The following is a 23309-nucleotide window of genomic DNA, read 5'->3' on the forward strand; positions in this document are numbered from 1 at the left end:
CCCCATGAACAAGGCTTTTACCAAGGAGGACGATGGCAGCACCGCGCCCCAGCGGCTGGACGATCTGCCAATCTCTTCCCACCCCAACCACGTCACGCCCGCCGGGCTGGCGCAGTTGCGCGCGCGGGCCGAGGCGCTGGAGACCGAGATCGACCGCCTGCGCGCCGCCACGGATGATCCCCAAACGCTCTACCCGCTGGCCGTGGCCGAGCGCGATCTGCGCTATGTCGAGGCGCGCCTGGCCTCAGCCATGCTGGTCACCCCGCCCGAGGGTGGCTATCCGCGGGTGCAGTTCGGCGCCACGGTCGATGTGCTGGACGAAGATGGCCGCGCCATCAGTTACACAATCGTCGGCGAGGACGAGGCCGATCCGGCCGCCGGCCTCATTGCTGCGCCCTCGCCGCTGGCGCGCGCCCTGCTGGAAGCGCAGGTGGGCGATGTCGTCGAATGGCCTCGCCCCAGCGGCATGATCGAGTTGGAGGTGACGGGCATCCGGCACGCCCCCTAACGGCGCAGGGACAGGGCCACTCCGCCCAGCACAAGGCACGCCGCCACGGCGAAATCACGCGTCAGCGGCTCGCCCAGCAAGGCCGCGCCGCCGATCATCGCGAGGATCGGCACGCTCAGTTGCGCCGCACCCGCGCTACTGGCTGCGAGGTGCGGCAGCACCCTGTACCACAGCGCATAGCCCAGTCCCGAGGTCACGCAACCCGATATCGTGGCCAGTGCTGCTCCCTCCACCGTCATTCGTAATACGCCCGATTGAGGCCAGAGCGCCAACGCCGCTCCCACCATGAGAGCCACTATCGAAGCCAGCAGAAACTGCGCCGCCGTCCCGGCCAAGGGATCGCCGCCGCCGCGCCCGGCCAGCGAATAGACGCCCCAGGCCGCACCGGCTGCCGCCATTGCAAGCCCGGCCAAGAGCGGCACATTGCCCCCCGAGCCGGGCCAGAGTAGCCAGATCAGTCCGCCAAAGGCTATCGCTGCCCCCACCCATCGCAGCGGCGGCACAGGCTCGCGCAGAGAAAGTGCGCCGCCAAACATCGTGATCTGCACAAAGCCGAAGAGGATCAGCGCGCCCAGTCCCGTATCGAGCCGAAGATAGGCCGTTGAAAAACCGAAGACGTAGACCAAGAGCGCAGCGACTCCGAGCAGGCGCCGCCCGCCCCTCAGGTGCAAGCGCCCGCCGCGCAGCCATGCCAGCGGGACCAGCACCCCCGCACCTGCGATCAGCCGCAGCACGCCGAAGGCAATCGGATCTGTGCCGCCATCTGTAAGCGCGGCGCGGTTCAGAACGGAATTGGCGGCAAAGGCAGTCATGGCCAGCGCCACCAACAATAATAGCCTCACGCCCGCGATCCAGCCGCTGGCGGATAGATCACGCCCTTCGCCAACTCCGGCGGCACGGGTCCGGCCACGGCCAATGGCCCTGATGGCCCCGGGGCGGCCGCAAAGCCTGCCCGCTCAAAAAGCTCCAAAGGGCCAGATGCAATCACGCTCTGCCCGCTCAACCGCGCCCATTCGGACAGCACGCCCATCAGGCGCCGGCCATGTCCCGCGCCCTGCCATTCCGGTTCTATCGCCACGGTTGCAACGTAAAGGCATCCTGCCGGGGCGCGCATCCGGGCCAGTGCGTAATAGCCGACGATTCCGTCCTGAAACGGCAACACTACCTCACCCGCGATATCCCCCGCGCTGCGCAGCGCCGCGATCATCCGCGCTGTTTCGGCATCACCCGTTGCGCGCAGCAGCAGATCATCCACCGCCGCCTCGTCGCCGCGCCGCAAATCACGGCTGAACTCAGGGAATCTCAATATCATGGTAGAGCCTCTATCACGCTCGCCGAACCATGCCACGCGTTCTTCTTGCGGAAAGTATCCCCGCCCGCTGCTCCGCGCTGCGCTGCGCGGCGGTCGGAAATCAGTCGTTATCGCTCAGGCCCGCGCCTGCGCCGGAGATCCGGCTTTGCTCGGTATCGGGCGCGTAGGTGCGCGCGGCGAGGGCGGCGAGGCGGGCGGCGGGCGCGTCGGCCAGATCGTAGCGCAGCTGGCATCCCGGCAGGGGCAAAGTGTCATTCATGCCATGTTCGACGCGGACGTCTCCAAGCGGCGCCATCGGTACTGTGACGGCGCCCCTGACATCTGCGGCGAAGGCGAACTCGCCGCCGTCCCAGATCATGCGCTCGGCCTGCTCGCCATCCTCGGCGGCGGCCCGCACGAAGGGCAAGAGCAGAAGGGGATAGGCGCAGGTCTCGATCCGGATGTCCCGGCTGGGCGCGTCGTTCTGGGCAAGGTCGCAAAGGGCCGCGCCCGCCGAGATGGGGCAGATCACGCCGCCCGCCGCCGTCCATGTGTCGAGATCGGTATCGGCAGGGCGCATCTGCGCGTGGGGCGTGCGGTCATGGGCCTCCAGGAATTCGGCCAACGCCTCGGGCCCGGGCAGGCCGATTCCGGCCAGCCAGCGCACCGCCTTGCCCGCTTCTTCGGCCATGCCCCAACTGAAGCCCGAGCCGCGTGCGGCCTTGCGCGCAAGGCCCTCGATCTCGCTCAGCGACCAGCTCATGTTGCCTCCAGCGGTGGATAGGTCCAGTCATCTGCATCGCCGGTCGCCAACTCGGCGGGGTAGGGCGCGTTCTGGAACATGGTGATGCGCACCCAGCGATCCGAGCGTGGATCGAAATGGCAGGCGCCGAAAAAGCTGAGCTTGGCGCGCAGCATGTCGATGGGCAGAAGGGAGGCGCCGATCGTGTTGCCGCGGATCTCCGCATAGGGCAGGCGTGCGGCGATCTGGGCGCGGCGCACGATATGGCGATGCTCGGGATGGGCGAGGGTGAAGGCGGCGACGGTATCGCCCTCGAACACCTCCAGATCGGCCATCATGCGGGCGGCATCGCGGCCCGGGCAAAGGGGCTGCTCGTAGGGCTCGACCGGCTCAAGACGGCGCTCGCCCAGACGCGGCTCCAGCTTGGCCTCCGAGACATACCAGACGCGCGCCTGCGCGTCAGGCGCGTTCCAGTCGATCTCGAGCGCCCAGCCGTAGATGTCGCGCATGATGATGGCGAGACGCTCGCAGGGCATGCCGCCCCAGATGCGCCAGTGGCGATCCTCGTCACAGGCCATTTCGTCAGCGAGGTCATCGACCATCTCGGGATAGGGCTCGAGCATGAGGGATACGACTTGTTCCTGCCCCTCCAGCGTCAGAGTGTCCTCGGCCCAGTGCCAGATCGCGTCCCAGGGGCGCATGCCGGTCAGGGCGGTTGGCGTCAAATGCGCCTTGAGTCGTGCCAGATCGTTACGCAGGTCCGCCAGCTTGGCGATTTGCGCGGGATGCTCGCTATGCCATACCTTGGCATGCAGGATCGCGCGGTCCACCATCTCGCGGAATTTCTCGGCATGGTGCGGCGTGGCATACGGTAGCGATCGGACTCGCGACAGGGCGGTTTCGCGTGCGGCGATCCAGCTGTGCAGCAGGGCCGGGTGATTGAGCAGGTAGGGCGCCATGCCGAGGCCGGTGGAATTGCCGATGCCAAAGCGGCGGCGCAATCCTGGGTCCATCGGCACGGCGGTTTCAGGCGCGCGCTGGCGGGCCATATCCTCGACCAGGTCCATGACGAAGGCACGGGTCAGGTAAACCGACAGCATCTCGATCTGGTAGGGTGCCTGAAACTCGGGGCGGCCCGAGGTCGCGGCACGGTCCGCCGCGCCGAATTTGCCCGAGCCATAGACGGCCGTGGTGCGCATCAGGTAGCCCACGTCGTCGATCATGGCCGCGTCGGGCTGGCGGCCTGCCGAAAGCGCTTCCACAACGTGATCCCAGAGGCGCACCGAGCGGTTGGCGCGGCTCAGCGAAAGCTCGCTTTCAGAAATGCGACCGGCCTCCTGCAAGGGCACGTTTGCGCGCAGGCGGGTGATGTCGGCCTCATTGGGGATACCGTCAAAGAGGGTGAAGGTCGCGTCCCATTCGGTCGCGATCACGCGGTCCGAGCGTTTCGCAGGGTCGAGGTCATTGGCAAAGGCGACGAGGCTGTAGCTGCGCAGCGGTCCGTGGGCGGTATAGACCGCGGTGCCGATGCCTGCTGCGTCGATGTCGAAAAGCCTGCGCTCGATTCGCCAGTTTTCGGATTTGAGGCGGCGCAACAGGATGCGCATGAAAGAAAGACGGCTTTGATGGAAGGAGCCCAATCGTTCCAGCCGCATCACCTGATCTGGCTGGCGCATGGCGGCGATGGCGGCGGTCATGTCAATCTGCATGTTGGACTCCTCCTCTCAAATAAATAGGGCGGCCCGTTCGGGCCGCCCAGTGTTTTCATATCAATCCGTGCCGCGCCCCTTCGCGAGGGTGATGCGGAAGGCGTCCCAGAGCGAGGGCAGCAGGATCAGCGACACCGGCACGGCGGTGACGACGATAAAGCTTTGCAGCTTGCCGATGCCGCCCGACCCGGTCCAGATCAGGATGAGCGCCATGATGCCCATCGTCACGCCCCAGAAGACGCGCACGCCAGTCGAACTGCGGTCCTCGTCCGACATGGCAACCGAGATCACGTAGGTCATCGAATCGCCCGTCGTGGCGACGAAGATCGTCGTCAGGATCAGGAAGAGAACCGACACAAGGAAACCAAGCGGCATCTGCTGCGTGATCGCCAGAAGCGCGGCGGGCAGGTTGAAGCCCTCGAACGCGGTCGAGACCGAGCCGGGATTGTTCAGCTCGAACGCGATGCCCGAGCCGCCGACGATCGAGAACCAGAAGGTGGTCACGACGGGCGCGACGATCGATAGCATGATGATGATCGAGCGGATCGACCGGCCGCGGCTCACCCGCGCGATGAACATCGCCATCAGCGGGCCGTAGCCCATGAACCAGCCCCAGAAGAACACGGTCCACCAGCCCAGCCAGCCCGGATCGCCAAAGACTTCCGCATCGCCGCGATAGAGCGCCATACCGAAGAAATCGCTGATATAGGTCGAGAAGCCCTGCGCGAAGCTGGAGAAGATGAAGGTGGTCGGGCCGGCGATCAGCATGTAGGCCAGAAGGAGGCCCGCGAGGATCACGTTGATCCGGCTGAGGATCTGGATACCCTTCGACAGACCTGTAATGGCCGAGATCGTGTAGAGCGCGACCAGACCGCCGATTACAACCGCTTGGGTGGTAAAGGTGTCAGGGATGCCGAACAGGGCATTGAGGCCATAGCTGACCTGCAGACCCAGAAAGCCCACCGGGCCGACGGTGCCCGCGACCACGGCGATGATGCAGGCGGCGTCCGCGATCCAGCCGATCGGGCCGGTAATGGCCGCATCGCCGAAGACTGGGTAGAGCAGCGTACGGGGCGCCATCGGCAGGCCCTTTTCATAGTGGTAGTGCATCAGCATGATGCTGCTGAGCGCGCCCAGAATGGCCCAGGCCAGGAAACCCCAATGCATGAAGCTTTGGGCCATGGCGGGGCCGACCGCGTCGGCCGTGCCAGACTCGGCGCCGAAATAGGGCGGCGACGAGAGGAAATGCGCCATCGGCTCGCCCGCGGCCCAGAAGACGCCGCCACCGGCAAGAAGCGTACACATGATCATCGCGCCCCACTGGAAAGCCGGGAACTCAGGCACGCTCATGTTGCCCATGATCGCGCGCCCGCCGGGCATCACCACCAGAACGAGTCCGATGAGGAACGTGGCCAGCAGCAAAATCTGCCAGTAGAGGCCGAAATACTTCGCCGAAAAGGCAAAGCTGGCATCCACGATCGCGGACAAAAGATCCAGATTGACCAGCGCGACGATACAAAAGAGGGTGATGAAGCCTCCGGTGATTGCGAATAGGGGTTTGTTGATATGCGCGCGGGGCTTGCCCGACGCTGTTAGATCGCTCATTTTCACACCCTCCCTGAGTGTAGAATTGATGCCGGATGATACCGACAATCTTTTAATTGCCCGCGGATTCGGCTGTGAAAGCGCGGGGGATGAAGTTTTCTTCGAAGAAACGCAACCAGTTGCCACCTATCAGCCCGGCGACTTCGGCCTGGTCAAAGCCGACCTTCTTGAGACCCGTCTCGAAATTCACGAAATCCCGGTTGTCCTTGAACCAGTCTGGCTGCGGCGGAAAACCGGGCGCGGCGGCGCTGCCTTCGCCATAGTCGATCTCCTTGGTCCAGCGACCCGTGCGCATCCATTCGACGATACTGTCGGGCTGATCCTGGCAAAGATCCGTGCCGATACCGAAATGCTCGGCCCCGAACTGGTCGGCGGCGCGGGCGATCATCTCGCAGAAATCACGCAGCGTGCAGTCGGACTTGCCCTTTAGATGATGAGGATAGGCCGAAAAGCCCATCATGCCGCCGTTTTGCGTCACCGCGCGAATGACGTCATCGCGCTTGTTGCGCAGGGCCGGCTGCCACGAATGCAGATTGGCGTGGGTGATCGCGATGGGCCGCTCGCTGATATCGGCGGCCTCGATCGTGGAGCGGTCCGCGGAATGGCTCATATCGACGACGAGGCCCACGCGGTTCATCTCCTTGATGACCTGTTTCCCCATGCGGGTGATGCCGGGATCCTCGGCCTCGTAGCAGCCCGTGGCGAGCAAGGATTGGTTGTTGTAGCTCAGTTGCATGAAGCGCGCGCCCAGATCGTGCAGCACTTCGACGAGGCCGATATCGTCCTCAATCGGGCTGGGGTTCTGGAAACCGAAGAAGATAGCCGTGCGGCCGGACTCGTGCGCGCGGCGCACATCGCCCGCCCACCGGCCCTTCATGATCAGATCCGGGAACTGTTCGAACCAGCGATTCCAGCGCTCGATGTTCAGCACCGTCTCGCGGAAGGTCTCGTGATAGGCGATGGTGACATGCACCGCGTCGAGGCCGCCCGCGCGCATCTCGCTGAAGATCTTTTCGGACCAGTTGGCGTATTGCAGGCCATCGATGCGGGGGGCGAAATCGGTCATGCGGCCTTACCGGACCCGCTGGCGGGGTCGCGTATTTGTGGAACAGTGAACGCGAGAGTTGGGTCAGGCCGGATCATGACGGTGTGCCGCTGGAGATGTAGGCGGTTTTCACGATGGTATAGAACTCGCGCGCGGTCCGGCCCTGCTCGCGCGGGCCGTAGGAACTGTCGCCGCGCCCGCCGAAGGGAACGTGGTAGTCCGTGCCGGCCGTGGGCAGGTTGACGGTGACGACACCGGTGCGGGCATTGCGGCGGAAATGCGTGGCGCGGGCGAGCGAGCGCGTGACGATGCCTGAGGTGAGGCCGAAATTCGTGTCGTTGACGACCTTGAGGCCTTCGTCATAGCTGGCGACCTTGATGACGCAGGCGAGGGGGGCGAACATTTCCACGCGGTTGATTGCCATGTCGTTGGTGGTGCCGGTGAAGACACCGGGCGACATGAAATAGCCTTCGGTGCCCAGGGTGAGGCGCTCGCCGCCGCAGGCGAGGGTTGCGCCCTCTGCCTTGCCCTTTTCGACCCAGGCGAGGTTTTCATTCAGCTGGCTTTCCGAGACGACCGGACCGATCTGGGTGCCGTCAGCCAGCGCGGGGCCGACCTTCATCGCCTTGGCACCGGCGATCAGCTTCTCGGTGAAGGCGTCATGCACGGCGTCCATCACCACGAGGCGCGAGGAGGCAGTGCATTTCTGCCCCGTGCCGCCGAAGGCGCCGCCGAGGGCGAGAGTCAAGGCGAGGTCGATATCGGCATCGTCGCAGACGAGGAGCGCGTTTTTCGAGCCCATTTCCATTTGCACACGGGTGAAGTTCTGCACGGCGGCGGCAGCGATGCCGCGGCCAACGGGCACCGAGCCGGTGAAAGAGATGGCATCGACTTTCGGGCTTTCGACCAGCCGCTGGCCCACGTCGCGGCCGGCGCCCATGACGAGGCTGAAGAGCCCCTTGGGGATGTCCTGGCGCGAGATGATCTCGGTCAGCGCATGGGCCGAGGCGGGGGTGACGTTGGCGGGCTTCCAGATGACCGCGTTGCCATAGGCGAGGGCGGGCGCGATCTTCCAGCTGGCAGTTGCGGTGGGGAAGTTCCAAGGGCTGATGATGGCCACTGTCCCGACAGGCTCGCGGCGCACGTCGATCTCGACGTCGGGGCGCACGCTGTCGGCGGTCTCGCCCAACTGGCGCAGGATCTCGGCGGCGTAATAGGTAAAGAATTGGCCGGCGCGATAAACCTCGCCCTTGCCTTCGGCGAAGGGCTTGCCCTCTTCGCGGCTGAGCAGTGTGCCCAGCTCTTCGGCGCGTGCCATCATTTCGGTACCGATGGCATTCAGTACGGCTTGCTTGCGCTCAAGCCCGTAGGCGGCCCATTCGGACTGCGCGGATTTGGCGGCGTCGAGGGCGCGGTCCAGTTGTTCGGCGCTAGCCTGTGCATAGGTGCCAATCACGTCCGAGAGGTCGGAAGGATTGATGTTTTCGATCTGGCCGGGGCCGGTGACCCATTCGCCTGCGATGTAGTTTTTGCGAATGTCTGTCATGATGACGATCCCCTTGTCCTTCGCGCGCTGCGGGCGCGCCACTGTTTCGGTCGCGGCAGGGCCAGATGGGTGAGGCACCCACGCCTGCCCTTTAAAGCCAAGAGTGTCAGGCAAGAACGCGCTTCAGGGCAATCGCAAAGTGATTAAGGTAACTTCAGTAAAATTGAAATCTGGAAGAACTCAGCCCGCTTTGGTCTGAACATCTGCCTCGCTGATAGCGCGGGCGAGGGATTGTACGGCAGGGCTGACCTCGGCCTCGGGGGGCATGACCATCCAGACCTCGCGGCACGCGGCGCTGCCTGCAAGTGACAGGAAGGCGAGGTCCTGAAACTCGGGGGGAACGGCCAGTCGGGGCAAGATCGTCACGCCAGCACCAGCGCGCACCATGCTGAGAATCGACGCGGTGTTGCGCACCATCAGGCGCGAGGCGGCCAGAACGGGCTGAAAATCGGCATCGGTGATCTGCGCGCAGAGCCCGTTGGCGATGAATTCGACCCCGGCAAGATCCGCCCATGTCAGGCGATCCCAACGGGCGGCCAGCGGATGCTGGACAGGGCAGACCACACCGAACGCATCCGAGAACAGCAGATCGCGGCGAAACCCGGGCAGGGGCGGCAGCGAGCCAATGCCGATGTCGGCGCGCGCCTCGATCAGATCGCGCTGGACCGTGCCGCTGTCAGTATCGCGCATGTCAATACGCACGCCGGGGCGGGCAGCCATGAAATCGCGCAGGATGGGCGGCATGACTGTTTGCGCGACCGAGGGCGTGCAGGACAGGCGCACATTACCGGCCTTGGCGTGGGACAAAGCCTCGATGGCCTCGATCGTGCGGGCGTAATGGACCAACTCGCGCGCGGCCTCGGTCCGGATCAACTCGCCCAAGGGAGTGAGGCGGGATTTGCGCGCGCTCTCGAAGAGGGGTGCGCCGATATGATCCTCGAACTGGCGCAGCATCATCGAGATGGCCGAAGGCGTGCGCCCAAGCGCTTCCGCCGCGCCGCTCAGGCTGCCGTGATCCGCCACCGCCTGAAAACAGCGCAGCATTTCGATCTTGATCGCCATATGCCTCTGGATGCCTCGCTGTCGCTTTGCCATGATCCTAGCTCAGCGCGGCGCCGCGCCGCAATTGACTAAGGGGCTTTCATGGTGCAATGGAAGGTCAGCACTGCCGAGGAGACGCCAATGCCCGCACGTATCTATCGCCCCGCCCGCACCGCCATGTCGTCCGGCACCGCCAAGACGCGCAAGTGGGTGCTGGAATATGTCGCGAACACGGCGCGCGAAGTTGATCCGCTGATGGGTTGGACGTCCTCCAATGATACGCAGGCGCAGGTACGGCTGACCTTTCCGACCAAGGACGCGGCGCTGGAATACGCGCAGGAGCATGGCATCGACGTGGTCGTTCAGGACCCCCAAACGCGCAAGCCCAATATCCGCCAGGGTGGCTATGGCGAGAATTTCGCAACCAATCGCAAGGCGGTCTGGACGCACTGATCGCTGTAAATCTGGGCAAGGTTGTCTTGGAATTGGGGTGAGAATTCCGCGACGGTGCTTGCCTGCCTATATGTTGTGGGCGCGGCTCTTTGTGCTACATGATCTGGCTTCACGCCGCTCTTTCCGAAAAATTACTTTCATTATGACCTTCAGGGCGGCCGGTTCGGTCACTCCAATCGTGTCAAACCCCGCTGGAGCCTGTCTCTGATGACCATTGCCTACCTCGTCACCCATTCCGGCGGTTTCCATGCTGATGAGCTGTTGTCTTCGGTCATTCTGACGCGGCTGTTCCCTGTAGCAGAGCTGATCCGCAGCCGGGACAAGGCATGGGTCACGCCCGCCGAGGATCGGATCATCTACGATGTCGGGCGCGAGTTCGACGCTGCCACACAGATTTTCGATCATCATCAGCGCCCAAACCCGCTGCGCGAAGATGGCCAACCCTACAGCTCATTCGGGTTGATCTGGGCGCAGTATGGTCGCGACTACCTGCGCGCGATGGATGTGCCTGAAAAGGATGTGGGCGCGATCCACGCCTCGTTTGATCATGATTTCGTACTGCCGGTTGATTTGCTCGATAGCGGCGCAGTAGATGCGGCCGAGGCCGGACCGCTGTTTGCCGGGCTGACCCTGCCAGTGCTGCTGGAAAGTCTGAAGCCGGTCTTTGACGACCGCGAAGAGGGCGCTGATGACCACGCCTTCATGGCGGCACTGCCGGTGGCGCGCGCCCTTGTCGAGGCGCAGATCAAACGCAAGGCCGCCACGTTCCGCGCCGAGGCGATGGTGATGGCAGCCATTGAGGCCGCAGGCGAAGGGCATGTTCTGGAACTGACCATGGGAATGCCTTTTCGCGCAGGCGTGGAAAAGGCCGGCGCCGATCATCTGCTCTTCGTCATCCACCCGCGCGGCACCGATTGGGCGCTGACCACGATCCGCTTGGGTGATGACACATTCGACAATCGCGCCGACCTTCCTGCCGCCTGGGCAGGATTGACTGACGGTGCGCTTGAAGCTGCTTGCGGCGTGAACGGTGCGAAGTTCTGCCACAACGGTCGGTTCATCGCGGTGGCAGCTTCGCGCGAAGCGGTCCTAAGAATGGCGGATATCGCGGTGGCTGAGGCTTTGGCCGGGTAATGTTCCTTTAAGCCGATGCGTTGTTCAGGAACGGCTGCAGGAGCAATGCCATCATTGAATGCGATGGATCACGAGCTTCAAAGTCTAGGTCCAACTCGAACAGCGAGATGCGGATGCCGGACCGACGCAGGCGGTCTGTCCAGACAAACGACGTGAACTTGGACCCCTTGTCGCGGTTCATGATGTCCGGCGGTCCGAACCGATAGATGGCCTCGTTCGGCGCTTCGATCATTGCCCGGCAGGCGATTGCAAAGCAATCTGCCGAGAGGGAGCAGATAGGTGATGTCCTCGCAACAGATCTGGTTTGGCCGGTCCACACGCAGCCCCCCGCAGCAGGTACGGATAGGTCTTTTGCCCTCGTCCCGGCTTGCTGGTGTAGGGGTCTGGTTCCCTCTCGGGCATCGCTTTGCGATACCCTGCCAGGCAGCGGATCGGCATGAGCCTCATCAGACGCATCAGCCGACGGATGCGCTTCTCGTTCACCGCATGGCCCTCGTTGCGCAGGTGCCATGTCATCCATTGACCGTCAGAGCATTGCATCGCAATGCCCCGAGAGGCTGGCGAACGGCGAAGAACGGCGTGTCGAGGAACCGCAGGTCGATCAACCGCATCAGCGCAAGGTTCTGCTCTGTCTCACCCTGCGGCGCGTAGTAGAATGACGAGAGTGGGATGGAGAGCAGAGCACACTGCTGGCCGACCGACAGGTCTGGATGGTCACGTTCGATCATGCCCCGCCTCACTTGCCGTCCCAGGGCTTGAGCCTTCTTTCCCAAAAAGAGTTGGCCACCGCATGGGCGGGTTTTCTCGGACCATTGGCGTTCACCCGCCCATTCACCCGATCCTGTCGTGCAGGTCCCTGATCTGGTCTTCATCAATCACCGGTGCCTTGCGGCTGCCGCGCTCGAAAACACCGGACGCGCCATCCAGCAGCGCAGGTTTCCATTGTTTGATCATCGTTGGATGCATGCCGAACCAACTCGCCTGTTCCGAACGGTCCCCTCGCCTTTCAGCGCCTCCAGCGCCACGTTCGCCTTAAACTGAGTGGCATGCCGCTTTCGTTTCGACATCTTCAATCTCCTTCGTGGTGAAGATCAGCAGACAGCAAATTCGAGCTTACGTCAGTGTCCAGTTTTCGGGGACCACCTTAAAGTCTCACATCCTTCTGCAATTGCTCGCAGAACAACCGCGCGGCATCCTCGACGAAGATCGGATTGGGGCGTGATTTACGCCGTCGAGACGGCGCTTGATCACGGCGTCGCCGAGGTCGCCACGTCGATACTGCGCCTTCAAATCGGCGACGGCTGCTTCATCCTCGTTGATTGCATCGAGATATGCGAAGCCGAAATTACCCTCGACCTTGCCGGGATCCGCGATGCGCAGATGGCCTGGATCGGTATACATCGCGCGCACCGCTGCCGAAATGGCATCCGGCGAAGCGCAGAGACGGATGGCATTCCCGCCTGATTTTGACATCTTGGGCTTGCCGTTAATGCCTGGCAAGCGGCCACGCCTCTGAATGACAGCTCGCGCCTCTGGCAGGATGACCTTTCCGGCGGCCGCATTGACGCGGCGCACGGTCTTGTTCGTCTGTTCGATCAGCGGCGCCCGGCGACCATCGCAAAGGAGGTCCGCTCCGAGCCATCCTTGCTCAATTGAACTGAGCGATGAGATTGGCGGGCCGCTGCGGGGGCCGACTTCAGGGCGGTATCCAACATGACCCTGCCGGCCGTCCACGAGACCAGCATCTGCAACCGAACACGCGCGGGGAACGGGGTGCAGCTTGAGCTTCCTATGTCGCTACGTCGCAGGTTGGCGGCTGATCAGAATGTCCTGGGCGCCTTTTGCCTGGCCGTCCGAAAGGTCATCTCATCAGCGTCAAAAAATTGAAAGTCCAATCGTCCGGTCTGATCCGCTGAGACGGCGCCGTGGAACCTTGGCGTGGCAATCCTGGTTTCCAAGGAAACGGAGGATGTCAGGATGGCCAAGTTCAAAGTTGGAGACCACGTGAAATGGAATTCCGAAGCGGGACATGTGACCGGCGAGATCACCAAGATTCACACCGAGGATTTCGACTATAAGGGGCATACCCGGCGCGCATCGAACAACGATCCGCAATACGAAATCGAAAGCGACAAGACCGATCACATCGCCGCCCACAAGGAAGATGCGCTGACGAAGATCGACTGATGATTAGCGGGTTTCGCACAGTCGGGCACTCGAACCGAAGCCTTGCGGGGTTCATCGGAATCTTGCAACTGGCTGGTGTGCAGTCGGTGGCGGACGTGCGCAGTTATCCGCGCTCGCGCAGCAATCCCGCCTTCAACATTGACAGCCTGCCGGATGATTTGGGCTCTTGCCAGATCGGCTATCGCCATTTTCCCGATCTTGGCGGGCGGCGGAAGGTTCAGGGCGATGTTGCGGACAGCGTAAACGCGTTCTGGCGCAACCGGAGTTTTCACAATTACGCGGATTACGCGCTGTCCGAACGGTTCGCCAGCGCCTACGATGCGCTTGTCGAGTTCGGCCAAAGCCGCCTCATTGCCATCATGTGCTCGGAGGCAGTTTGGTGGCGCTGCCATCGCCGGATCATTGCGGATTATCTCCTTCTGAACGGGTATGAGGTCATTCACTTGATGGGCAGCGGCCGTGAAGACCGGGCGGAGCCGACGCTGGGCGCGACCCGGATGGCGGACAGGAAAGTCGTTTATCCCGCGGCTGCGCAAGCATGACCGGCACGGCATGCAGTTGGCCCGCCCGGTTTCGCCACGAGGCGGTTTAACCGAGTGTCGGCACGCCGACCTCGTTTCGCTCGAACATCGCCATGCGCAGGCTCTGCGCGATCCGCTCGGCGCGGACGACCAGATATTCGACGGCCTCCGGGGTGGGGGCGGTATCTTCCAGCGTGGCGCGGAACAATTGCAGCCAGAGATCGAAATCATCGCGTCGGATACCACGGAGCCTTTGATGTACGGCCACCGGCTTGCCCGCGTAACTGCCCGTGCTCAGTGCGATTGAAGCCCAGAACCGCTTCATCCGGTCCAGATGTGCTCCCCAATCTTCACCGAGTTCGGCCTCGAAGATCGGGCCAAGACGTGCGTCGGCGCGGATGCGGGCATAGAACTCATCGACCATGCGCGCCAGATACGCCTCGTCAATGCCGATGATCCCGGCTGCCTCCCTGATCTGGGCGCGCTTTCTGTCCGAATAGCCGTGCGTGATCGAAAAATCGTGTTTCATCTCGTTCCCTTGCGCGCCTTTCCTTCAGCCCTGTGCCGCAGCGTTTTTCATCTCATCGAGGGTCAGCACCGAATGCGCGTAGGCGGCGCCCGCCCGCATCTCGGCGGCGATCCAGATGGCGTCCATGATCTCGGCCTCGTCCGCCTCGTGACGCAGCGCCGCCTTGGTATGTTCCTTGATGCAATAGGGGCATCGGGAGACATGGGGCGACGGCCACCGCGATCAGCTGCTTGGTCTTCGCGTCCAGAGTGCCATCGGCAAAGACCGCCTGACTGAAAGCTCTTTCGGCCTCCGGTGTCAGGGCCTTGCGGCGCTTTGCAAGCGCGCCGCTTTTGGCGGGAAAAATCGCATCGGTCATAAACATTCCTTTCCGGTGGTCAGCGGTAACCGTCGGGGCAGGTCAGGCACGGCCGCTCAATCGCGGTGATCGAAGGTGATTGCGATCGGATCACTTGCGGGGAAGCTTCCGTCGAGCGCCGTGTCGAGCAATGAATCGAGACGGGCGGGTTTCGATGTCTTCCCGGCGTCGCCGGAGCCTGCCGCGCTGGGCACTACCGATCGCGGGCTTTTGGGTGCGCCGACGTAATCCACCGCCGTGCATGAGAGGACAGAACCGGCCGCGTCGGCGATGATCCGGGCGCGGCGGGTGCTTGAGAAGAACGTCAGCCGCACACGGCCGATATCCGCGCCTTCCCCGGTTTCGAACCTGCTGGTGACAGTGCCGTCGCGCATGCGGATCCGTAAATCGAGCGGCTCCAGCTTCAGGGCTTTTGCTACGATGTCGGCATCGATCTGGATCATGCCGGGGCTGATTTCAATTTCAGACATGGCGATCTCCTTTTCTGGATCAGGCCGCCGCTGCATCACCAGGCCAGGCGCAATCTGCGACGGTCGATCGATCCAGGTCTTTCAGGAACGCCTCCTGTGCGGCCAGAAGGCGGGGCTTCAGACGGCAGCGCGGTGTCAAAACGCAATTCCCGCCATCTGCCTGACAGCATTCGACCAAGGCAAAGCGCCGCTCCAGATGGCGCACAACACGGCCAAGACCGATCTTTCTTGCGTCCTGCGCAAGGCTGATACCGCCGCCCGCGCCGCGCTGCGTGATAATAAAACCGCCACGGGCGAGGTCTTGCACGACCTTGGTCAGATGATGTTGCGAAACGTCGAGTTGCGTGGCCAGATCGGTAGTGCTCAGCCGCTCGTTCGGGGTGCTGGCGAGCCGCATCAAGATCCGCAATCCATAATCGGTGAAAGCCGCAAGGCGCATGGGTGGTTCCTTAATTGGTATTGACAATACTTATTATAGGGCGGCATAAATGGTATTGTAAACTCCAATTAAGAGCAATCGGTCGAGCGCCCCGTCTTGAGGTCAGCGCTGTTTTCCGACGGGCCGAAGGCGTGGCGCGGACTCGACTTCGAGCAGTCCAACGTCAAGGGGAAGTGCAGATGAGTGAAGCAAAAGTGACCGAAAGCTACGACAATCGCGGCTTTTTTACCCGCTGGTTCATGTCAACCAATCACAAGGATATTGGTGTCCTCTATCTGTTCACCTCGGCCGGGGTCGGGCTAGTCGCCGCGCTCTTGTCGGTTTTCATGCGTCTCGAGCTGATGGAGCCGGGGGTGCAATACCTGTGTCTGGAGGGACTGCGGTTCGTGCCCTCGGCTGCGGATTGCACACCGGACGGGCATTTGTGGAACATCATCGTCACCTATCACGGCATCCTGATGATGTTCTTCGTTGTGATTCCCGCACTTTTCGGAGGCTTCGGCAACTATTTCATGCCCTTGATGATCGGCGCGCCAGACATGGCGTTTCCACGCCTCAACAATCTCAGCTACTGGCTGTTCGTTGCGGGCACCAGCCTGGCCGCCGCATCGTTCTTTGCGCCGGGTGGCGATGGCTCGCACGGGGCAGGGGTGGGCTGGACGCTCTACGCGCCGCTCTCGGTCGGGGACGCGGGCATCTCGATGGATCTGGCGATCCTCGCTATTCACGTCTCGGGGGCCAGTTCGATCCTTGGCGCGATCAACATGATCACCACCTTCCTCAACATGCGCGCGCCGGAGATGTCGCTGTTCAAGGTACCGCTCTTCGCCTGGTCAATCTTCATCACGGCATGGATGCTGCTGCTGGCAGTGCCAGTCCTCGCAGGGGCCGTCACGATGTTGCTGGTCGACCGCAACTTTGCCACGACATTCTTCGACCCCTCGGGCGGGGGTGATCCGATGCTCTATCAGCACCTGTTCTGGTTCTTCGGCCATCCCGAGGTCTACATCGTCGTTCTTCCCGGCTTCGGCATCATCAGTCATGTCATCGCGACCTTCTCGCGCAAGTCGATCTTCGGATACCTGCCGATGGTCTGGGCGCTGATCGCCATCGGGGGGCTGGGCTTTCTGGTATGGGCGCATCACATGTTCACTGTCGGCATGTCGATCACGCAGCAGAGCTTTTTCCAGATCGCCTCGGTCACGATCGCGGTGCCGACCGGGATCAAGATTTTCTCATGGCTGGCGACGATGTGGGGCGGGTCCGTCCAGTTCAAGACGCCGATGCTGTTTGCCATCGGCTTCATCTTCCTCTTTACCGTCGGCGGCGTAACCGGTGTGGTCGTGGCGCAGGCCAGCCTCGACCGGGCCTATCACGACACCTACTATGTCGTGGCGCATTTTCACTACGTGATGAGCCTCGGCGCGGTGTTCGCTCTGATCGCCGGGATATACTACTGGATCGCCAAAATGTCGGGGCGCCAATATCCCGAATGGGCGGGGCAGCTGCATTTCTGGATGTTCTTCATCGGAGCTAACCTCACCTTTTTTCCGCAACACTTCCTTGGCCGTCAGGGCATGCCGCGCCGCTACATCGACTACCCCGAGGCGTTCGGCCTTTGGAATGCGGTGTCAAGTTGGGGCGCGCTGCTGTCCTTCGCGTCTTTCCTGCTGTTCATTGGGATCATCCTCTACACGCTGCTGGCGGGCAGGCGCGAGACACGGGCAAGCTACTGGAACGACTACGCCGATACGCTCGAATGGACCCTGCCGTCGCCTGTCCCCGAACACACGTTCGAAGTGCTTCCCCAGCCCAAGGACTGGGACAGACAAGCGGCCGAATGAGGCGGGGGTGGCACGCCGATGGCGACATACACTAGCTGTTGGCTGACTGAAGCGGACCGGTCACTACTTAACCTGGTATTCGACACGCATTGCTTCGCACGGTCCAAGTCCCCCACATGGCCGCCGTTTGTGCGGCGCGCAACGAAGTTCCACTCTCCGCACGATAAGCCTGTACTGCCAGGGTCGACTGTTCACAGAACGCATGTCAGCTGCGGGCATCCGACATCCGGGCGTCTAGAGGCGGCGTCGAGCCGAACTCGATCGATAAAGGGAGGCGCCGACGCTCCTGGCATTGCCATTAACTTGCGCCACGAATGAGCTTACGGCAAGACAGGCTCGAGCACCGCCGCGACTGATGGGGAACCGCAATATGATGAAACCTGCGGCATCCCCAGAATTCCGGCGCGTTCACCTATGGGCACGAAAATTCGCCGATCTGTCAGAATGATCTCCAATAAAATGACCCGAAAGCCGGTTAAATCCTGAGGTTCTCTCACCGACACTGAACAGGAAAAAATTTACTGGACGGCATCAGCTCTTCGATTGCCGCAAGGGGAGTGAGAACAACGGATCCCTCTGAAGGATTACGCTGACGCCGCCTGAAAGACGTGCAATGTCTGGATGGCGTGACATGTATGAAATGCGGTGACCGAAACGCCGTAATGCTCTCAACGCAAAAGATTTTGTAGTGTCGGACGTGCCGACAACAATTTTCCATCACGTCTGGCACAGTCATGCACCGTAGCCACTCGCCAGCAAAAATGTGGTTTGTTGGCGCTGCGCAAATTATATGGAGACGCGCTGCGCCAAGAATGGACGCGGACGTGTTCATCCGAGAATTGGCGAATTATCTCGGCGTGCATTACGAAGCTGGCTGGCGCATGAACAGAAACTTCTGTTGGACTTATCGCCACGCGGCGAAGGGCTGGTCCGAGATGTGATATGCGTAAAAAACTCAGCTTGCCGGAGGATAAGGAGCTTGGCGAGATTCGATAGGCTCTGGCTTCTGCCACATCCTGGGCGTCCAGGGCTGAGTTCTGAGCTCGCCGGTCGTCGAAAGGATCCAATCCATGTATGGCAAAAAAAAGCTGCGCAGTGCGACTGACCAGCTCCGCCCGCCCGGAAGCGCGGTGCCCATCGGGAGCTACACCACGACACGGGACACCATCACCGCGCAATTCAATCGGCAGGCCGAGCCGGCATTTCTTTGGTTTCCGGTTCACTCAGAAGGGCGGCAAACCTGTATTTCAGTCAAACTTGAACGCATCGCGGTGACATACAAATACCAAGCGATTATGGCGGAGTCCGGGCATGGAAAAGGCCGGCGCCGATCACCTGCTCTTCGTCATCCACCCGCGCGGCACCGATTGGGCTTTTCCAGCCGAGCGGTGAATGCCGACACGCGGGGGGGGGATATGGAACCCTCCGATATATCTGGCGACGGCTTTTCAGCTTGGGCGCGGCTTTGCCAGTCGACGGGTCAGATCAGCTCGGACTTGATGGTTTTGAAGAACGTTTTGACAGCGGCGGTGTCGCAACAGTGTTCGCGTCCGCCCATTGGAATCAGGGCATGGCGTTTCCGCGGCAAGGCCTGGCGGTCCACCGGTAATCCTCCAGTACTGCAACGACCGTCGACCTGATTGAGACGGGCATCAAGACTCCTGGAGAGTTTCTACTGCCGCCTTTTCAACGCGATGCAACGACCGAGATGTCGCGGCGGGTAGCGGCCCGCGACGGCAAGCCGATCACCATGCGCTTTCCTGCGATAAGCTATTGAGTTCGCGCAAATGTTCGGACTCTAAGGGGTGGTCTTGATCGGATTTACCGCAAGACCTGACCTGGGTCCGTCATGTTCGGACGCTCTATCCAGCGCAGGCCAAGGCGGGGGCCGGGCGCATGTCCAGCAGTGCGGCCAGATCGCAATTGCCTTTCACGAGATCTTCCAATGTCACCATATCCAATTCGTGATAGAACGCCTCGACCGCGCGCGCGATGAAGTGGCGCAGGCGGCAGGTATCGGAAAGCGGGCAGGTATTCGTGGTATCGGCAAAGCACTCCGCAAAGGGCACCGACGCCTCGAAGACGCGAAACACCTGACCGACAGAAATCCTGTTCATCGGGCGGGCCAGCCGCAGGCCCCCACTGCGCCCCCGTATGGTTTCCACGAAACCGTTGCTTTGCAGTAGGTTGACCACCTGCTGGGTGTGATTGCTGGAGGTGTTGCACTTCTCGGCAATGTCAGCGGTGCGCACAAGCACCCTGTCATTGACGGCGCAGGCCATCAGGATGCGCGAGGCAAGGTTGGTGCGGGTGGTCAGGCGCATGGGGGCAAAGCTCTGTTGCAGATTCCAGTTTTTCATTCCTACCTGCATTGGGCCGCCCGGTATTTGATTCAGATCAGATCGCAGCAGGCGAGACGTGAATAAGTGGTTTCAGCGATTCAATTTTAAGGCTCTTTTCCCCGTGACGGTCTCAAGGCCAGAAATTATGGATGCGCCCGCCGCAGGAGGGCCAGGGCGCGAAGAGCTGCTGCAGCCCGGCAAATCCATGCAGCGCCGGGCCAGCCGGCTGTCCGCATTGGCGGCGCTGGTCTGGCCCTTGCAGGCCGCGCTTGTCGCATATGCGCTGGGCGGGTTGTTGACCGGCGCCGATGTATCGGCGCTGGGTGCGGCGCTGGGCTTTGCCGGCCTTGGCGCGCTGCGGGTGCTGCTGAGCGTGCTCAGCGAGGCGCAGTCGCAAGCGGCGGCCGAGGCAGTGATCCATGCCGCGCGAGCAGAGATCATCGCGGTCGAGGCGCGCCGTGCATCGGGCAGCCCTTCTGGCGGCGCCGGAAGCATCGCGGCACTGGCCAGCGAGAAGCTGGACCTGCTTGCGCCCTATATCACGCGCTACGCCCCCGCGCGGGCGCGGGTGATGACGGTGCCGCTGGTCATCTTGCTGTTGGCGCTGTCGCAATCCTGGGCGGCGGCGCTGATCCTGGCAATCTCGGGGCCGCTGATCCCTGTCTTCATGGCGCTTGTCGGTCTGGCGGCCAAGGAGGCCAGTCAGCAGCAGATGGCCGAGGTCGGCAGCCTCAACGATCTGCTGGTCGAACGGCTGTCGGCCTTGGTCGATGTCCGGCTTCTGGGCGCGGGTGATGCCGTTCTGGGCGGGTTCGCCGCCAAGGCGGGCGATTTGCGCAGCCGCACGATGGCGGTGCTGCGGGTGGCCTTCCTGTCCTCGACCGTGCTCGAGCTTTTCGCTGCCATCGGTGTTGCGATGGTGGCCGTCTATGTCGGTTTCTCGCTGCTCGGGGTGCTTGGCTTTGGCACATGGGGCGATCCGATGACGCCGCAGGCCGGAATTTTCCTGCTGCTGTTGACGCCCGAATTCTATCAGCCGCTGAGGGATCTTGCGGCGGCATGGCATGACAAGGCCGCCGCCGATGCCGTTCTGGATGAGTTCGAGGCGTGGCAGGGCCAGGAGACCGCTAGCCTTCTGGGGCGCGGCGGTGAGGCGCCGCCTCTGGCTGGCCCCGCGGCCATTTCGCTGCGGGGCTGCGTCTTGCCGGGGGGCCTCGCGCTGGCGAATATCGACATCGCGCCGGGGGAAAGCGTGGCGCTGATGGGGCCTAGTGGCGCGGGCAAGACCTCAGCCCTGCGCATAATGGCGGGGCTGATCACGCCGGTCTCGGGACGGGTCAGCGTGGCCGGGCGCGCGCTGGACGGCGCAAGCGCGGATGCCTGGCGCGCACGGATCGGATGGATGCCGCAGGCTCCTCATTTCGTGAATGCCAGCCTGCGGCAGAACCTGACCTCGGGCCGCGAGGGCGATCTGGACGCCGCGCTGCGCGACGCGGCGGTGACGGATGTTGTCGCGCACCTGCCCAAGGGGCTGAACACCCGGCTGGGCGAGACCGGTGGGGGCCTCTCGGGCGGCGAGGCGCGGCGCCTGACGCTGGCTCGCGCGATATATGGCGCCCCGGATGTGATTCTTGCCGACGAGCCGACGGCGGATCTGGATGCGGTCACCGCGCAGGCCGTGGCGGATGGGCTGATGGCGCAGGTCGCCCGCGGCGCGACGCTGGTCGTCGCGACCCATGACGAGATGCTGGCCGCGCGGATGGACCGCATCATTCGCATCGGAGGCGCGGTATGAGGGCGCTCTGGCAGATCTTTCGCCTGATCCTGCGCGAAGAGCGCGTTTCCCTGACGCGGGGCGCGCTTCTCAGCTTTGTGGTGCTGGCCATGGGGGCGGCGCTGCTGGGCCTGTCGGGCTGGTTCATCACCGCTGCCGCCGCTGCCGGGTTGGCCGGGATGGGCGCGGTCTTCGATGTCTTTCGCCCCTCGGCGATGGTGCGGTTTCTGGCGCTGGGTCGGGCCGCGGCGCGCTATGGCGAAAGGGTGCTGACCCATGACGCGACGCTGCGCGCGCTCGAAGCTTTGCGCCTGCGCCTGCTGAGCGGGCTGATGGGCGCGCCGCATGATCGGATGATCCGGCTGAGGGGCGCGCAGGCGCTCAACCGCCTTGTCGCGGATATTGACGCGCTGGACGGTGTGCCCTTGCGTCTGGTCCTGCCGGTTCTGGCGGGTGTTGCGGCGCAGGGGGCGGCGTTCATCGCCCTCTGGGCGCTGATCGGCCTGCCGGTCGCGCTCTGGGTGCTCGTCGGTTTCGTCGTGGGGGCTACCGTCATCTTCTGGCGGGCCGCGCGCCGAACGGCGCCCTTGTCGCGCCGGGCCGAGGCGGCGGCGCAGGCGACGCGCGCCCGGCTGATCGACATGATCCGGGCGCGGCGCGATCTGGCGGTTCAGGGGCGTCTTGTCGCCCAATCCGCGCATGTGCTGTCGGCGGACGACCGGCGGCTTGCCCTGCGCCGCGATCAGGACCGGGCCGAGCGGTGGACCGGGGCCGCGCTCGAGATGCTGTCGGCCTTCGTTGCCGCCGGAACCCTGTGGCTGGGTATCACCATGGTGCAGGCGGGAGAGATTGCGCCCGCCTTCGCCGCGCTTGGCTTCTTCGCGGCGCTGGCGCTGTCCGAGACGATTGCGCCGCTGCGCCGCGCGGCGGGTGATCTGGGGCGGATGGCCGAGGCCGCGCGCAAGGTGGCGCGTGACATCGCGCTGTCAGAGGTGCCGGAGGGCGCTACTGCTGCGGGGCGCGCGCTGCAGTTCGACGCGGTGACGCTTAGCCGCACCGGGTCGCAGGTGCCCATCATTCGGGATCTGTCGCTGACCGTCCGGCCCGGCGAAACCGTTGCCATGACCGGCCCCAGCGGAGTGGGCAAGTCAACGCTGCTTCTGGCTGCTGCGGGGCTGCACCCGGTGGCGGCGGGACGCATCACGCTGGGCGACATGCTCATTCCCGACTGGGACGAGTCTGCGCTGCGCCGCGCGCTCACGCTCTTGCCGCAGCGCAGTGCGCTGATGTCGGGGTCGGTGGCCGATGCGCTGCGCCTTGCCGCGCCGAACAGCAGTGATGCCGCTCTTTGGCAGGTGCTGGAGGCGGCGGGTCTGATCCGTCTGATGGAGGCGCGGCAAGGCCTTGGCACGATGATCGGCGGGCGCGGCGACGGCCTTTCGGGCGGCGAGGCGCGCCGGCTGACCCTGGCCCGCGCGATGCTGCGGCGGCCCGGCGTTCTGCTGTTGGACGAGCCGACAGAGGGGCTGGACGATGCGACCGCGCGCGAGGTTCTGCGCGGCATCCGCGCCTACCTGCCGGATGCCGCGATCCTGATTGCCGCCCACCGCAAGGCCGAGATCCAGTTCGCGGACCGGGTCATTGCCCTGAAATAAGTTGCATCCGAGATGTTGGTTATTGACCCATGTCAAGGATTCCTCGCCATTCAAGGCGCACATATTCCGACATTGGAATTCTTGGGCGGTAGCGAGTCGCCGCCTGCAAGCTGGAG

At 63.3% G+C, this 23309-nt stretch carries 27 protein-coding genes; 10 read left to right on the forward strand and 17 right to left on the reverse strand.

Annotated features, from left to right (window positions below):
- Positions 1–4: 4 nt before the first annotated feature.
- Entirely contained in the window at positions 5–508 is a 504-nt protein-coding gene (locus tag ACEWPM_RS12395) for a GreA/GreB family elongation factor (protein ID WP_393962568.1), read from the forward strand.
- On the opposite strand, the gene ACEWPM_RS12400 is transcribed toward ACEWPM_RS12395, so the two are convergent.
- The 8 genes from ACEWPM_RS12400 to ACEWPM_RS12435 form a co-directional block, all read right to left on the reverse strand.
- Positions 505–1350: a DMT family transporter gene (locus ACEWPM_RS12400; RefSeq protein ID WP_420768022.1), complete on the reverse strand. Its 846-nt coding sequence runs from the start codon at positions 1348–1350 to the stop codon at positions 505–507. The two genes, ACEWPM_RS12395 and ACEWPM_RS12400, sit on opposite strands and share 4 nt — an antisense overlap.
- Positions 1347–1820 (reverse strand): GNAT family N-acetyltransferase, encoded by a 474-nt coding sequence (locus ACEWPM_RS12405; protein WP_393962567.1) that lies wholly within the window; start codon positions 1818–1820, stop codon positions 1347–1349. The genes ACEWPM_RS12400 and ACEWPM_RS12405 overlap by 4 nt, the downstream gene beginning before the upstream one ends.
- A gap of 100 nt (positions 1821–1920) precedes the next feature.
- Positions 1921–2562, reverse strand: coding sequence for a DUF3726 domain-containing protein (locus tag ACEWPM_RS12410; RefSeq protein WP_393962566.1), 642 nt, complete (start codon positions 2560–2562; stop codon positions 1921–1923).
- On the reverse strand, positions 2559–4250 hold the full coding sequence (locus tag ACEWPM_RS12415) for a hypothetical protein (RefSeq protein WP_393962565.1): 1692 nt from the start codon (positions 4248–4250) through the stop codon (positions 2559–2561). The genes ACEWPM_RS12410 and ACEWPM_RS12415 overlap by 4 nt, the downstream gene beginning before the upstream one ends.
- A 60-nt stretch (positions 4251–4310) precedes the next feature.
- Positions 4311–5855 carry a BCCT family transporter gene (locus ACEWPM_RS12420; protein WP_393962564.1) on the reverse strand — a complete coding sequence of 515 codons (1545 nt, stop codon included), beginning with the start codon at positions 5853–5855 and terminating at the stop codon, positions 4311–4313.
- A 52-nt stretch (positions 5856–5907) separates the two neighbouring features.
- Entirely contained in the window at positions 5908–6921 is a 1014-nt protein-coding gene (locus ACEWPM_RS12425) for a membrane dipeptidase (RefSeq protein ID WP_393962563.1), read from the reverse strand.
- A 73-nt stretch (positions 6922–6994) separates the two neighbouring features.
- Positions 6995–8446 (reverse strand): aldehyde dehydrogenase family protein, encoded by a 1452-nt coding sequence (locus ACEWPM_RS12430; protein ID WP_393962562.1) that lies wholly within the window; start codon positions 8444–8446, stop codon positions 6995–6997.
- A 180-nt stretch (positions 8447–8626) separates the two neighbouring features.
- Positions 8627–9541 carry a LysR family transcriptional regulator gene (locus ACEWPM_RS12435; protein WP_393962561.1) on the reverse strand — a complete coding sequence of 305 codons (915 nt, stop codon included), beginning with the start codon at positions 9539–9541 and terminating at the stop codon, positions 8627–8629.
- 87 nt (positions 9542–9628) lie between these two features.
- Here ACEWPM_RS12435 and ACEWPM_RS12440 point away from each other — a divergent pair, with 87 nt between their 5' ends.
- Together ACEWPM_RS12440 and ACEWPM_RS12445 are read left to right on the forward strand one after the other, a co-directional pair.
- Positions 9629–9940, forward strand: coding sequence for an ETC complex I subunit (locus ACEWPM_RS12440; RefSeq protein WP_393962560.1), 312 nt, complete (start codon positions 9629–9631; stop codon positions 9938–9940).
- Between the two features lie 207 nt (positions 9941–10147).
- Positions 10148–11074 carry an MYG1 family protein gene (locus ACEWPM_RS12445; protein WP_393962559.1) on the forward strand — a complete coding sequence of 309 codons (927 nt, stop codon included), beginning with the start codon at positions 10148–10150 and terminating at the stop codon, positions 11072–11074.
- A gap of 7 nt (positions 11075–11081) precedes the next feature.
- On the opposite strand, the gene ACEWPM_RS12450 is transcribed toward ACEWPM_RS12445, so the two are convergent.
- The 4 genes from ACEWPM_RS12450 to ACEWPM_RS12465 form a co-directional block, all read right to left on the reverse strand.
- Positions 11082–11306 (reverse strand): hypothetical protein, encoded by a 225-nt coding sequence (locus tag ACEWPM_RS12450; RefSeq protein ID WP_393962558.1) that lies wholly within the window; start codon positions 11304–11306, stop codon positions 11082–11084.
- Between the two features lie 280 nt (positions 11307–11586).
- Positions 11587–11802, reverse strand: a complete 216-nt coding sequence (locus ACEWPM_RS12455; protein WP_393962557.1) for a hypothetical protein — start codon at positions 11800–11802, stop codon at positions 11587–11589.
- Between the two features lie 103 nt (positions 11803–11905).
- Complete coding sequence (locus tag ACEWPM_RS12460; protein WP_393962556.1) at positions 11906–12028, reverse strand: hypothetical protein; 123 nt, start codon at positions 12026–12028, stop codon at positions 11906–11908.
- Between the two features lie 198 nt (positions 12029–12226).
- Positions 12227–12808 (reverse strand): hypothetical protein, encoded by a 582-nt coding sequence (locus ACEWPM_RS12465; protein WP_393962555.1) that lies wholly within the window; start codon positions 12806–12808, stop codon positions 12227–12229.
- On the opposite strand from ACEWPM_RS12465, the gene ACEWPM_RS12470 reads away from it, so the two are divergent.
- The 3 genes from ACEWPM_RS12470 to ACEWPM_RS12480 all read left to right on the forward strand — a co-directional run bounded on the left by ACEWPM_RS12470 (position 12788) and on the right by ACEWPM_RS12480 (position 13803).
- A complete protein-coding gene (locus tag ACEWPM_RS12470; protein WP_393962554.1) occupies positions 12788–12961 on the forward strand; it encodes a poly-gamma-glutamate hydrolase family protein in 174 nt (57 codons plus the stop codon). The genes ACEWPM_RS12465 and ACEWPM_RS12470 overlap by 21 nt on opposite strands.
- 90 nt (positions 12962–13051) lie before the next feature.
- The gene (locus ACEWPM_RS12475) at positions 13052–13261 is read left to right on the forward strand and encodes a hypervirulence associated TUDOR domain-containing protein (protein WP_393962553.1); all 210 of its coding nucleotides are present in this window, start codon (positions 13052–13054) and stop codon (positions 13259–13261) included.
- Positions 13261–13803, forward strand: a complete 543-nt coding sequence (locus ACEWPM_RS12480) for a DUF488 domain-containing protein (protein WP_393962552.1) — start codon at positions 13261–13263, stop codon at positions 13801–13803. The genes ACEWPM_RS12475 and ACEWPM_RS12480 overlap by 1 nt, the downstream gene beginning before the upstream one ends.
- A gap of 46 nt (positions 13804–13849) precedes the next feature.
- Here ACEWPM_RS12480 and ACEWPM_RS12485 read toward each other — a convergent pair whose 3' ends face one another.
- The 4 genes from ACEWPM_RS12485 to ACEWPM_RS12500 all read right to left on the reverse strand — a co-directional run bounded on the left by ACEWPM_RS12485 (position 13850) and on the right by ACEWPM_RS12500 (position 15578).
- Positions 13850–14311, reverse strand: coding sequence for a group III truncated hemoglobin (locus tag ACEWPM_RS12485; RefSeq protein ID WP_393962551.1), 462 nt, complete (start codon positions 14309–14311; stop codon positions 13850–13852).
- Positions 14312–14335: 24 nt separating this feature from the next.
- Complete coding sequence (locus ACEWPM_RS12490; protein ID WP_420768023.1) at positions 14336–14491, reverse strand: carboxymuconolactone decarboxylase family protein; 156 nt, start codon at positions 14489–14491, stop codon at positions 14336–14338.
- Between the two features lie 234 nt (positions 14492–14725).
- Positions 14726–15139, reverse strand: coding sequence for a DUF6522 family protein (locus tag ACEWPM_RS12495; protein ID WP_393962550.1), 414 nt, complete (start codon positions 15137–15139; stop codon positions 14726–14728).
- Positions 15140–15158: 19 nt separating this feature from the next.
- A complete protein-coding gene (locus tag ACEWPM_RS12500; RefSeq protein WP_393962549.1) occupies positions 15159–15578 on the reverse strand; it encodes an RrF2 family transcriptional regulator in 420 nt (139 codons plus the stop codon).
- Positions 15579–15757: 179 nt separating this feature from the next.
- On the opposite strand from ACEWPM_RS12500, the gene ACEWPM_RS12505 reads away from it, so the two are divergent.
- On the forward strand, positions 15758–17422 hold the full coding sequence (locus tag ACEWPM_RS12505) for a cytochrome c oxidase subunit I (protein WP_393962548.1): 1665 nt from the start codon (positions 15758–15760) through the stop codon (positions 17420–17422).
- A gap of 1070 nt (positions 17423–18492) precedes the next feature.
- The gene (locus ACEWPM_RS12510; protein ID WP_393962547.1) at positions 18493–19062 is read left to right on the forward strand and encodes a hypothetical protein; all 570 of its coding nucleotides are present in this window, start codon (positions 18493–18495) and stop codon (positions 19060–19062) included.
- Between the two features lie 222 nt (positions 19063–19284).
- Here ACEWPM_RS12510 and ACEWPM_RS12515 read toward each other — a convergent pair whose 3' ends face one another.
- Complete coding sequence (locus ACEWPM_RS12515) at positions 19285–19782, reverse strand: RrF2 family transcriptional regulator (RefSeq protein ID WP_393962546.1); 498 nt, start codon at positions 19780–19782, stop codon at positions 19285–19287.
- A 127-nt stretch (positions 19783–19909) separates the two neighbouring features.
- Here ACEWPM_RS12515 and cydD point away from each other — a divergent pair, with 127 nt between their 5' ends.
- Positions 19910–21559, forward strand: coding sequence for a thiol reductant ABC exporter subunit CydD (gene cydD, locus ACEWPM_RS12520; protein WP_393962545.1), 1650 nt, complete (start codon positions 19910–19912; stop codon positions 21557–21559).
- Positions 21556–23193 (forward strand): amino acid ABC transporter ATP-binding/permease protein, encoded by a 1638-nt coding sequence (locus tag ACEWPM_RS12525; RefSeq protein WP_393962544.1) that lies wholly within the window; start codon positions 21556–21558, stop codon positions 23191–23193. The genes cydD and ACEWPM_RS12525 overlap by 4 nt, the downstream gene beginning before the upstream one ends.
- Positions 23194–23309 lie beyond the last annotated feature (116 nt).

It is taken from the genome of Roseovarius maritimus (assembly GCF_043355895.2).
Classification (GTDB): Bacteria; Pseudomonadota; Alphaproteobacteria; order Rhodobacterales; family Rhodobacteraceae; genus Roseovarius; species Roseovarius maritimus.

Excerpts from the sequence above, each read along its gene's own strand:
- ACEWPM_RS12425 (WP_393962563.1), bottom strand. The coding sequence starts at position 6,921 with ATGACCGATTTCGCCCCCCGCATCGATGGCCTGCAATACGCCAACTGG.
- cydD (WP_393962545.1), top strand. The coding sequence starts at position 19,910 with ATGGATGCGCCCGCCGCAGGAGGGCCAGGGCGCGAAGAGCTGCTGCAG.
- ACEWPM_RS12500 (WP_393962549.1), bottom strand. The coding sequence starts at position 15,578 with ATGCGCCTTGCGGCTTTCACCGATTATGGATTGCGGATCTTGATGCGG.
- ACEWPM_RS12470 (WP_393962554.1), top strand. The coding sequence starts at position 12,788 with ATGACCCTGCCGGCCGTCCACGAGACCAGCATCTGCAACCGAACACGC.
- ACEWPM_RS12415 (WP_393962565.1), bottom strand. The coding sequence starts at position 4,250 with ATGCAGATTGACATGACCGCCGCCATCGCCGCCATGCGCCAGCCAGAT.
- ACEWPM_RS12455 (WP_393962557.1), bottom strand. The coding sequence starts at position 11,802 with ATGATCGAACGTGACCATCCAGACCTGTCGGTCGGCCAGCAGTGTGCT.
- ACEWPM_RS12395 (WP_393962568.1), top strand. The coding sequence starts at position 5 with ATGAACAAGGCTTTTACCAAGGAGGACGATGGCAGCACCGCGCCCCAG.
- ACEWPM_RS12420 (WP_393962564.1), bottom strand. The coding sequence starts at position 5,855 with ATGAGCGATCTAACAGCGTCGGGCAAGCCCCGCGCGCATATCAACAAA.
- ACEWPM_RS12450 (WP_393962558.1), bottom strand. The coding sequence starts at position 11,306 with ATGATCGAAGCGCCGAACGAGGCCATCTATCGGTTCGGACCGCCGGAC.
- ACEWPM_RS12515 (WP_393962546.1), bottom strand. The coding sequence starts at position 19,782 with ATGAAAAACTGGAATCTGCAACAGAGCTTTGCCCCCATGCGCCTGACC.
- ACEWPM_RS12505 (WP_393962548.1), top strand. The coding sequence starts at position 15,758 with ATGAGTGAAGCAAAAGTGACCGAAAGCTACGACAATCGCGGCTTTTTT.
- ACEWPM_RS12495 (WP_393962550.1), bottom strand. The coding sequence starts at position 15,139 with ATGTCTGAAATTGAAATCAGCCCCGGCATGATCCAGATCGATGCCGAC.
- ACEWPM_RS12430 (WP_393962562.1), bottom strand. The coding sequence starts at position 8,446 with ATGACAGACATTCGCAAAAACTACATCGCAGGCGAATGGGTCACCGGC.
- ACEWPM_RS12405 (WP_393962567.1), bottom strand. The coding sequence starts at position 1,820 with ATGATATTGAGATTCCCTGAGTTCAGCCGTGATTTGCGGCGCGGCGAC.
- ACEWPM_RS12485 (WP_393962551.1), bottom strand. The coding sequence starts at position 14,311 with ATGAAACACGATTTTTCGATCACGCACGGCTATTCGGACAGAAAGCGC.
- ACEWPM_RS12525 (WP_393962544.1), top strand. The coding sequence starts at position 21,556 with ATGAGGGCGCTCTGGCAGATCTTTCGCCTGATCCTGCGCGAAGAGCGC.
- ACEWPM_RS12510 (WP_393962547.1), top strand. The coding sequence starts at position 18,493 with ATGTATGGCAAAAAAAAGCTGCGCAGTGCGACTGACCAGCTCCGCCCG.
- ACEWPM_RS12435 (WP_393962561.1), bottom strand. The coding sequence starts at position 9,541 with ATGGCAAAGCGACAGCGAGGCATCCAGAGGCATATGGCGATCAAGATC.
- ACEWPM_RS12475 (WP_393962553.1), top strand. The coding sequence starts at position 13,052 with ATGGCCAAGTTCAAAGTTGGAGACCACGTGAAATGGAATTCCGAAGCG.
- ACEWPM_RS12460 (WP_393962556.1), bottom strand. The coding sequence starts at position 12,028 with ATGATCAAACAATGGAAACCTGCGCTGCTGGATGGCGCGTCCGGTGTT.
- ACEWPM_RS12480 (WP_393962552.1), top strand. The coding sequence starts at position 13,261 with ATGATTAGCGGGTTTCGCACAGTCGGGCACTCGAACCGAAGCCTTGCG.
- ACEWPM_RS12445 (WP_393962559.1), top strand. The coding sequence starts at position 10,148 with ATGACCATTGCCTACCTCGTCACCCATTCCGGCGGTTTCCATGCTGAT.
- ACEWPM_RS12440 (WP_393962560.1), top strand. The coding sequence starts at position 9,629 with ATGCCCGCACGTATCTATCGCCCCGCCCGCACCGCCATGTCGTCCGGC.
- ACEWPM_RS12410 (WP_393962566.1), bottom strand. The coding sequence starts at position 2,562 with ATGAGCTGGTCGCTGAGCGAGATCGAGGGCCTTGCGCGCAAGGCCGCA.